The organism is Streptomyces sp. NPDC059456, assembly GCF_042750055.1.
Classification (GTDB): domain Bacteria; phylum Actinomycetota; class Actinomycetes; order Streptomycetales; family Streptomycetaceae; genus Streptomyces.
In genome coordinates, this window is the sequence record NZ_JBHYVA010000157.1 from 7250 (window position 1) to 14329 (window position 7080).

The 7080-nt window shown below is 69.7% G+C and carries 6 protein-coding genes and 1 riboswitch; of the genes, 2 read left to right on the plus strand and 4 right to left on the minus strand.

The features are described 5' to 3' along the window. Positions 1-57 precede the first annotated feature (57 nt). From groL to thrC, 4 genes are all read right to left on the minus strand, one after another. A complete protein-coding gene (groL, locus tag ACFXA3_RS16350; RefSeq protein WP_376197820.1) occupies positions 58-1680 on the minus strand; it encodes a chaperonin GroEL in 1623 nt (540 codons plus the stop codon). Positions 1681-2025: 345 nt separating this feature from the next. Next, positions 2026-2229, minus strand: a complete 204-nt coding sequence (locus ACFXA3_RS16355; RefSeq protein ID WP_005315736.1) for a cold-shock protein — start codon at positions 2227-2229, stop codon at positions 2026-2028. 380 nt (positions 2230-2609) lie between these two features. After that, the gene (locus tag ACFXA3_RS16360; RefSeq protein ID WP_266628119.1) at positions 2610-2888 is read right to left on the minus strand and encodes a MoaD/ThiS family protein; all 279 of its coding nucleotides are present in this window, start codon (positions 2886-2888) and stop codon (positions 2610-2612) included. A 37-nt stretch (positions 2889-2925) separates the two neighbouring features. Next, the gene (gene thrC / locus ACFXA3_RS16365; protein WP_385187290.1) at positions 2926-4200 is read right to left on the minus strand and encodes a threonine synthase; all 1275 of its coding nucleotides are present in this window, start codon (positions 4198-4200) and stop codon (positions 2926-2928) included. Positions 4201-4217: 17 nt separating this feature from the next. Then, positions 4218-4367, minus strand: a riboswitch (SAM riboswitch). Positions 4368-4562: 195 nt separating this feature from the next. Between thrC and ACFXA3_RS16370 the strand changes: the two genes are divergently transcribed. Beyond that, positions 4563-5540 carry a glucosyl-3-phosphoglycerate synthase gene (locus ACFXA3_RS16370; protein WP_385187292.1) on the plus strand — a complete coding sequence of 326 codons (978 nt, stop codon included), beginning with the start codon at positions 4563-4565 and terminating at the stop codon, positions 5538-5540. A 45-nt stretch (positions 5541-5585) separates the two neighbouring features. Next, positions 5586-7058, plus strand: a complete 1473-nt coding sequence (locus tag ACFXA3_RS16375; RefSeq protein ID WP_385187294.1) for a trehalose-6-phosphate synthase — start codon at positions 5586-5588, stop codon at positions 7056-7058. Positions 7059-7080 lie beyond the last annotated feature (22 nt).

Genomic DNA, 7080 nt, shown 5'->3' on the forward strand with positions numbered 1-7080 from the left:
CCCCTGTACGGGGAGTGCCGCCCTCGGTCGAAGAACAGCCGATCAGCCAGGGGCCGATCAGAAGTCCATGTCACCGCCCGGCATGCCGCCCGGCGCGCCAGCGGCGGCCTTCTCCGGCTTGTCGGCGATGACGGCCTCGGTCGTCAGGAACAGCGCGGCGATGGACGCGGCGTTCTGCAGAGCGGAGCGCGTGACCTTCGCCGGGTCGATGATGCCCTCGGCGATCATGTCCACGTACTCGCCGGTCGCGGCGTTCAGGCCCCAGCCGACGGTCAGGTTGCGGACCTTCTCCACGACGACGCCACCCTCGAGACCACCGTTGACGGCGATCTGCTTGAGCGGGGCCTCCAGGGCGAGCTTCACGGCGTTGGCGCCGGTCGCCTCGTCACCCGACAGGTCGAGCTTCTCGAAGACCGCGGAGGCCTGGAGCAGGGCCACGCCACCACCGGCGACGATGCCCTCCTCGACGGCCGCCTTCGCGTTGCGGACGGCGTCCTCGATGCGGTGCTTGCGCTCCTTGAGCTCCACCTCGGTCGCGGCGCCGGCCTTGATGACGGCCACGCCGCCGGCCAGCTTCGCGAGGCGCTCCTGGAGCTTCTCGCGGTCGTAGTCCGAGTCGGAGTTCTCGATCTCGGCGCGGATCTGGTTGACGCGACCCTGGACCTGGTCGCTGTCACCGGCACCGTCGACGATCGTGGTCTCGTCCTTGGAGATGACGACCTTGCGGGCGCGGCCGAGCAGGTCGAGGCCCGCGTTCTCCAGCTTGAGGCCGACCTCCTCGGAGATGACCGTGCCGCCCGTGAGGATGGCGATGTCACCGAGCATGGCCTTGCGGCGGTCGCCGAAGCCCGGGGCCTTGACGGCGACGGACTTGAAGGTGCCGCGGATCTTGTTGACGACCAGGGTCGACAGGGCCTCGCCCTCGACGTCCTCGGCGATGATCAGCAGCGGCTTGCCGGACTGCATGACCTTCTCGAGCAGCGGAAGGAGGTCCTTCACGTTGCCGATCTTGGAGTTGACGATGAGGATGTACGGGTCGTCCAGGGACGCCTCCATACGCTCCATGTCGGTGGCGAAGTACGCCGAGATGTAGCCCTTGTCGAAGCGCATGCCCTCGGTGAGCTCCAGCTCCAGACCGAAGGTCTGGGACTCCTCGACGGTGATGACGCCTTCCTTGCCGACCTTGTCCATGGCCTCGGCGATGAGCTCGCCGATCTGGGTGTCGGCGGCGGAGATGGAGGCCGTGGAAGCGATCTGCTCCTTGGTCTCGACATCCTTCGCCTGCTCCAGCAGGGCGCCGGAGACGGCCTCGACGGCCTTCTCGATGCCGCGCTTGAGGGCCATCGGGTTGGCGCCGGCGGCCACGTTGCGCAGGCCCTCGCGGACGAGCGCCTGGGCGAGCACGGTGGCGGTGGTCGTACCGTCGCCCGCGACGTCGTCCGTCTTCTTGGCGACTTCCTTGACCAGCTCGGCGCCGATCTTCTCGTACGGGTCCTCGAGCTCGATCTCCTTGGCGATGGAGACACCATCGTTGGTGATCGTGGGGGCGCCCCACTTCTTCTCAAGGACGACGTTGCGACCCTTGGGGCCAAGGGTGACCTTGACGGCGTCGGCGAGCTGGTTCATCCCGCGCTCGAGACCGCGCCGGGCCTCCTCGTCGAACGCAATGATCTTGGCCATCTGAAGTGGTCCTCCAGGACTGGGGTTCCCCCTGCACCGACGGCGCGAGGGGAGGGTTGGATTGCTCCGGACCGCGCCCGCGCCCGCGACGGACGGCCTGCGTGCCCGGCGGTTCCTTCCCGCCGGACCCTGCGGGCCTCACCGACCCGGTCCTGTGTAGTAGCACTCTCAGCACGAGAGTGCTAACGCCAATGATTAGCACTCGACCCCTCCGAGTGCAAGCGGCTTCGGGGAGCGGGGGGCGGTTCACCCACGCCCCGGGGGCGGACACGCCACGAGGGCCCACATCCCTCCTCAAGGATGCGGGCCCTCGTGTGTATGCGTCGGTGGTCGATCGCGCCGGGACTAGACGGCGAGCTTGACCATGTCCGCCTGCGGACCCTTCTGGCCCTGCGAGATCTCGAACTCGACCCGCTGACCCTCTTCAAGGGTGCGGTACCCGTCCATCTGGATGGCGCTGTAGTGGACGAACACATCCGCACCACCGTCGACCGCGATGAAGCCGTAGCCCTTCTCCGCGTTGAACCACTTGACGGTGCCCTGAGCCATGCCTAACTCCCCTATTACTGGCCCTTGCGCGGGACCGCACTTCGCGGTCCCGGGTCAGAACTTGCGCCGGAACGCCTCGACCGGGGCTGAATGTATCTGCACCGCTGCTGTCTGCAACAGGTCAATCCGACGAGAATTCTGGACACGGGGATACATTGAAATAGAGTGAAAAGTTGGCATATTCCCGGGCAACTCGGACCCGGCATATCTCGCCAAAGCCCCATACCGCACCCGGACATTGACTCAATGTCAACCCTCACGCGACCCGCTCATATGCGGCGGGCAAGTCCAGCGGAGGGGACTTCCCCAACTCTACCGCGCCCAACCAAGCAGAATTACCCCCTCCGCTTTTACCGGAGGGGGTAATTCAGGTTCGTGCGTCAGCAGCCCCCGGCGACGGCGGGAATGATCGAAACACCCGCGCCGTCCGGCGTCACGGCGTCCAGACCGCCCTCGAAGCGCACGTCGTCGTCGTTGACGTAGACGTTCACGAAGCGGCGCAGCTTGCCCTGGTCGTCCAGGACGCGCGCGGCGATGCCCGGGTGGCTCGCCTCCAGGGACGCGATGACCTCGGAGAGGTTCGCGCCCTCGGCCGTGACCTCGGCCTGGCCGCCGGTGTAGGTGCGCAGGATGGTGGGGATGCGGACGTTGACGCTCATGGCGCTACTGCCTTTCCGGTAGGGCGAGGGGGGATGGTCAGGCCAGGCCGGCGGCGCGGAACGCGTCCAGGCTCGGGCGGATGGTGGCGGTCTGCCCGCTGTCCGCGGCCACCGCCTCCAGGGTCTTGAGGCCGTCGCCGGTGTTGAGGACGACCGTGGTCAGCGCCGGGTCGAGCTGCCCGTTCTCGATGAGCTTGCGGGTCACGCCGACGGTGACGCCGCCCGCGGTCTCGGCGAAGATGCCCTCGGTCTGCGCGAGGATCTTGATGGCCTCGACGACCTGCTCGTCGGTGACGTCCTCGACGTAGCCGCCGGTGCGGCGGGCGATGTCCAGGACGTACGGGCCGTCGGCCGGGTTGCCGATGGCGAGCGACTTGGCGATGGTGTTCGGCTTCTGCGGGCGGACCACGTCGTGGCCGGCCTTGAAGGCGGTGGACACCGGGGAGCAGCCCTCGGCCTGGGCGCCGAAGATCTTGTACGGCTTGTCCTCGACCAGACCGAGCTTGATCAGCTCCTGGAGACCCTTGTCGATCTTCGTCAGCTGCGAGCCGGACGCGATCGGGATCACGATCTGGTCGGGCAGCTGCCAGCCGAGCTGCTCGCAGATCTCGTACGCCAGGGTCTTGGAACCCTCGCCGTAGTAGGGGCGCAGGTTGACGTTGACGAAGCCCCAGCCCTCGCCCAGCGGGTCGCCGATGAGCTCGGAGCAGAAACGGTTGACGTCGTCGTAGTTGCCCTCGATGCCGACGAGGTCGCCGCCGTACACACCGGCCATGACGACCTTGCCCTGCTCCAGGTCGTGCGGGATGAACACGCAGGAGCGGAATCCGGCCCGGGCGGCCGCGGCGCCGACGGCGCCGGCCAGGTTGCCGGTGGAGGAGCAGGACAGGGTGGTGAAGCCGAACGCGCGGGCGGCCTCGACGGCGATGGCCACGACGCGGTCCTTGAAGGAGTGCGTCGGGTTGCCGGAGTCGTCCTTGACGTACAGCTTGCCGGTGACGCCGAGCTCCTTGGCCAGGTTCTGCGCGTCGACGAGCTTGGTGAAGCCGGGGTTCAGGCTGGGCTTGGAGGCCACGTCGGCGGGGACGGGCAGCAGCGGGGCGTAGCGCCAGATGTTGTTGGGGCCGGCCTCGATCGCGGCGCGCAGCGCCTCGGGGTCGCCGGCCGGGAGGTCGTAGGCGACTTCGAGCGGACCGAAGCACTCGACGCAGGCGAAGATGGGTCCGAGTTCGAAACGGGTACCGCACTCACGACACGAGAGGCCGGTGGCAGGTCCGAGATCGACAGAGGTGGCAACAGTCTGTGCAGCCATGATGGCGAGGCCCTTTCTCCTCATCTTCCCCATGGCGCACTTCGCCATGAGACGGAATTGGCACCTTCCCTAGCCGGGGACCCCGCTGCTGCAAGCAAGCGCGAGAACCGACTGGAGGGTTGCCGGGGCTTCAACGGGCCGTGTCCCTCTGCCCCTCTGGATGAGCGGTATGGCACCGGATCGCGCGCTCCATGGCGCGGCCGGGCGTTTGTGCGCGGGGACCCCCGGCATGCGGTGGTCCTTCGCGTTGTTCAAGACTGTAACTGAAGGTCCGGGTGGTTGAGACAGCCGTCCGAACCGCGAGATGGATCACTTTTCGGCTGAAAATGCCGAGCGCCGACGAATACCGAGGAGTGCCGAACGTGCTGGAAGAGGTGGAGCGCTGGTTTGCGGACCGCTCCTGGTCCGCGGCCGACCGACCGCTCGACCAGCTGCTTTGCGCCAAGCGGGCGGCGGGCACCACGGTCAGCGTCGTGCTGCCCGCGCTCGACGAGGAGGAGACGGTCGGCGCCATCGTCGAGGTGATCCGGCGCGATCTGATCGACGGGCCGGCGGTGCCGCTCGTCGACGAACTGATCGTGATCGACTCGGGCTCCACCGACCGGACCGCGGAGGTGGCGGCGAAGGCCGGCGCCCGGGTGGTGCACCGCGACGAGATCCTGCCGCGGATCCCGGCCCTGCCCGGCAAGGGCGAGGTGCTGTGGCGCTCGCTGCTGGTGACCACGGGTGACATCGTCTGCTTCGTGGACGCCGACCTGCGGGACTTCTCGTCGGCGTTCGTGTCCGGGATCGTCGGCCCGCTGCTGACGGAGCCGGACGTGCAGTTCGTCAAGGCGATGTACGACCGCCCCTTCGGCGCGGACGCCGACGGGCCCGCCCCCGGCAAGGTCCCGGCCCAGGGGGGCCGGGTGACCGAGCTGGTCGCCCGGCCGCTGCTGAACCTGCACTGGCCGCAGCTGGCCGGGTTCGTCCAGCCGCTGGGCGGCGAGTACGCCGTGCGCCGCTCCCTGCTGGAACGCCTGCCCTTCCCCGTCGGGTACGGCGTCGAGCTGGGCCTGCTGGTCGACGCGCTGCACACCGTCGGGCTGGACGCGCTGGCCCAGGTGGACGTCGGCGTACGGCTGCACCGCCATCAGGACGGCCGGGCGCTGGGCCGCATGGCCGCGGCGATCTACCGCACGGCGCAGCTGCGCCTCTCGCGCGGGCACCTGGTGCGCCCGGAGCTGACCCAGTTCGAGCGCGGGCCGAACGGGTTCGTGCCGCGGACGTACGCCGTGGACACGGAGGAGCGGCCGCCGATGGCCGAGGTCAAGGAGTACTCCGGCCGCAGGGTGGCGTGAGGGAACTGACGTTTGAGCGGGCGGGCCCCGGGCTAGGTTCGCGGCATGGCTTCCCAGGTACTCGTTGCAGCGAACCGCGGCCCGCTCTCCTACGTCCTCGCCGACGACGGCACCCTCACGGCCCGGCGCGGCGGCGGCGGTCTCGTCTCCGGCCTCTCCGCCGCGCTCGCCCGGCAGCCGGAGGCGCTGTGGATCTGCGCGGCACTGTCGGACGCGGACCGGGAGGCGGTCGGCCGGGGCGTCTCGGAGCCCGGCGTCCGGATGCTGGACATCGATCCCACCACGTACGACGACGCGTACAACGGCATCGCGAACTCGGTGCTGTGGTTCACCCACCACCACCTCTACGACGTCCCGCGCGAGCCGGTCTTCGACGCGGAGTTCCGGCGGCGCTGGGACTCGTACACCGCCTACAACCGGGCCTTCGCCGAGGCCCTGGCCGAGGAGGCCGCCGAGGGCGCCCTGGTCCTGGTGCAGGACTACCACCTGGCACTGGTGCCGGGGCAGCTGCGCGAGCTGCGGCCCGACCTGCGCATCGCGCACTTCACGCACACGCCGTGGGCCTCGCGGGAGTTCCTCGCCATGCTGCCGGACGACGTGCGCGGGCAGCTCGTGCGGGGCATGCTCGGCGCGGACCAGCTGGGCTTCCACACCTGGCGCTGGGCGCAGGAGTTCATCACCGGGGCGGATCTGGACGACGACGAGGGCGTCGCCATGCCGTACCTGCCCGCCGGCGTCCCCGAGCGGGGGGTGCACCACCGCAGGACGGCCGCCGACGGGTCGGGGTACGGTCCGCGGCGCTTCACCGAGGTGCGGCAGTACCCCCTGGGCGTCGACGCGGACGATCTGCGCGCGCTCGCGCACCGGCCGGTGGTGGACGACAAGCTGGCCGCCCTGCGGGCCGAGGTCGGCGACCGGGCGACGATCGTCCGCGTGGACCGCACCGAGCTGTCGAAGAACATCCTGCGCGGGCTGCTGGCCTACCGGGAGCTGCTCACCACGCACCCCGAGTGGCGCGGGCGGGTGGTCCACCTGGCCTCGGCGTACCCGTCGCGGCAGGACCTGGAGGTCTACCGCGCGTACACGCAGTCGGTGCGGGAGCTGGCGGCGGAGATCAACGCGGAGTTCGGGACGGCGGACTGGCAGCCGGTGCTGGTGTCCGTCGAGGACGATTTCGCGCGCTCGCTGGCCGCGTACCGGCTGGCGGACGTGGCACTGGTCAACCCGGTGCGGGACGGGATGAACCTGGTGGCGAAGGAGATCCCGGTGGTGTCGGAGGCGGGGTGCGCGCTCGTGCTGTCGTCGGGGGCGGGGGCGTACGAGGAACTCCGCGAGGACGCGCTGACGGTGAACCCGTACGACGTCACGGCGACGGCGCAGGCCTTGCACACGGCGCTGTCCATGCCGGCGGGCGAGCGGCTGGAGCGTACGAAGCGGCTGGCGGCCGCGGCCACGGCGCTCCCGCCGGCGGACTGGTTCACGGCCCAGCTGTCCGCTCTGCGCGGTACGGGTGCATGACGGCCCCCGCCGGCGCGTGAGG

Bases quoted from the DNA above. Each gene is read 5' to 3' on its own strand.
- groL (WP_376197820.1), bottom strand. From the start codon at position 1,680: ATGGCCAAGATCATTGCGTTCGACGAGGAGGCCCGGCGCGGTCTCGAG.
- ACFXA3_RS16355 (WP_005315736.1), bottom strand. From the start codon at position 2,229: ATGGCTCAGGGCACCGTCAAGTGGTTCAACGCGGAGAAGGGCTACGGC.
- ACFXA3_RS16360 (WP_266628119.1), bottom strand. From the start codon at position 2,888: ATGAGCGTCAACGTCCGCATCCCCACCATCCTGCGCACCTACACCGGC.
- thrC (WP_385187290.1), bottom strand. From the start codon at position 4,200: ATGGCTGCACAGACTGTTGCCACCTCTGTCGATCTCGGACCTGCCACC.
- ACFXA3_RS16375 (WP_385187294.1), top strand. From the start codon at position 5,586: ATGGCTTCCCAGGTACTCGTTGCAGCGAACCGCGGCCCGCTCTCCTAC.